Genomic DNA, 1,852 nt, shown 5'->3' on the forward strand with positions numbered 1-1,852 from the left:
CAGCGCCAGCGGCGGCAGTGCCAGCAAGGTGCCGGCGACGGCGAGCGCCGCGGCGAAGGTCGCCGGCCGCGGAACGGGCCGACGTCTGCGGACGGACATGGCTAGAGCACCGCGTTCTGGAAGTCGAAGTTCAGCTGGTCGCCGACCGACTGCACCAGGTTGCCCTGGATGAAGTCGACCCCGCCCATCCACATTGCGGCCGCGGCCTGCGCCTGTTCGATCTGCTGGCCGATGATCAGCAGGCCGGCGCGGTGCGCCAGGTCGATGGTGGCGCGCAGCTGGTCGCGCAGTTCGGGATCGGCATGCGCGCCGGCGAAGCGTGCCGACAGGCGCAGATAGCCCAGCGGCAGATGCGCCAGTAGCGCTTCGGCCTCGGCGCCCGGTTCGAATTGGCTGATGCAGAACTGCACGCCCAGCGGCATCAGCCGTGCGCAGAACTGCTGCAGCGTGGCGGTGTGGACCAGGGCATCGTCCAGGCGCAGGTCGATCACCAGCGAGGTGCCGGTGACGCCGCGCCGGCCGATGGTGTCGATCAGCCATTCGGCGAAGGCGGTGCGCGCCAGCGTGCGCGTGGACTGCGAGACGAACAGGCGCAGCGGCGGAGTGGCGTGCTGGTACAGATGCAGCAGGCCCAGCGCGTGGTCCAGCACCTGCTGGTCGAGGTCGGCGAGGCGTCCGCCGGCCTCGGCGGCCGGCAGCACCTGGCCGGCCGAGAGCAGGCTGCCGTCGCGCTGGCGCAGGCGCAGCAGCACCTGGTACTGGGCGATGTCGCCGCCGGCGACGGCGACGATCGGCTGGTAGGCCGGTTCCAGTTGTCCCTCCAGCATCGCGATGCGCTGCAGGTCCTCGTCGGTGCGCGGCGGCACGTAGGCGGCGATGCTCTGCGGATGCAGCCGCGCCTGCAGCGCGGTGCGTTCGATCGCTTCGAGCGCGCTGCCGGCGTCCTCGAAGCCATGACCGAAGTCGGCGTAGCCGATCGCGCAGCGCAGGTGCAGCGCCTCGTCCTCGCGCAACGGGAAGGCGTGGCTGGACAGGGTGTCGCGCAGGCTCTGCGCGCGTTGCCGCTGCGCGTCGGCATCGGCGTCGTCGGCCAGCAGCAGGAAGCTGTTGTCGTTGAGCCGCGCCAGCGGCTGCGGCGCGGTGATGCCGGCCAGGCGGCGCCCGGCCTGCACCATCAGCCGCTCGAACGCGGCGTAGCCATAGCGTTCGCGCAGGCCGAGCGCGCTGGCGATCTCGATGAAGTACAGGCTGCCGGGGCGGCGCGCGCGCAGCGTCGTGTCCAGCAACTGCAGCACGTGGGCGCGGGTCGGCAGGCCGGTCTCGGGATTGTTCAGCGGCACCGCCTCGGCGTGGCCTTGCTGGGCCTGCTGGCGGGCGCGGCGGATGCGGTTGGAGACCGCGGCGATCAGGTGCCGCGGCCGGATCGGCTTGGTCAGGAAATCGTCGGCGCCGCTGTCGAGCACTTCGTATTCCAGCTCCGGATCGGCGTCGCCGGACAGGAACACGATCGGCAGCAACTGGTGCTGCGGCTGCTGGCGGATCAGCGCGGTCAGGCGCATGCCGTCCAGTCCCGGCATGTGCAGGTCCATCAGGATCAGGTCCGGCCGGTAGTCGGCGATGGCCTGCTGCACGCCTTCGGCCTGCATCTGCACCTGCGCATGCATGCCGGCGCCATGCAGCACGCTCTGCGCGAACAGCGCCTGCGCGCGGTCGTCCTCGACGATCAGCACGCGGTACGGCGCGGCCGCGGCCGGTGCGGCGGGATCGGAGGCGGCGTCGGCGACGACGAAGGCGGCCGCGTTGGCGTCCGCGGTGCCGTCGTCGTGCTCGCTGCCGGCCAGCGGCGTGGGGG

Annotated in this window: 1 protein-coding gene; it reads right to left on the reverse strand. The window is 72.1% G+C overall.

What is annotated here, in order from left to right; genetic code table 11:
• Window positions 1-101: 101 nt before the first annotated feature.
• The gene (locus D588_RS0115055; RefSeq protein WP_081613569.1) at window positions 102-1,841 is read right to left on the reverse strand and encodes an EAL domain-containing protein; all 1,740 of its coding nucleotides are present in this window, start codon (window positions 1,839-1,841) and stop codon (window positions 102-104) included.
• Window positions 1,842-1,852 lie beyond the last annotated feature (11 nt).

Source organism: Xanthomonas sp. SHU 308, from assembly GCF_000364645.1.
GTDB classification, from domain to species: Bacteria; Pseudomonadota; Gammaproteobacteria; order Xanthomonadales; family Xanthomonadaceae; genus Xanthomonas_A; species Xanthomonas_A sontii.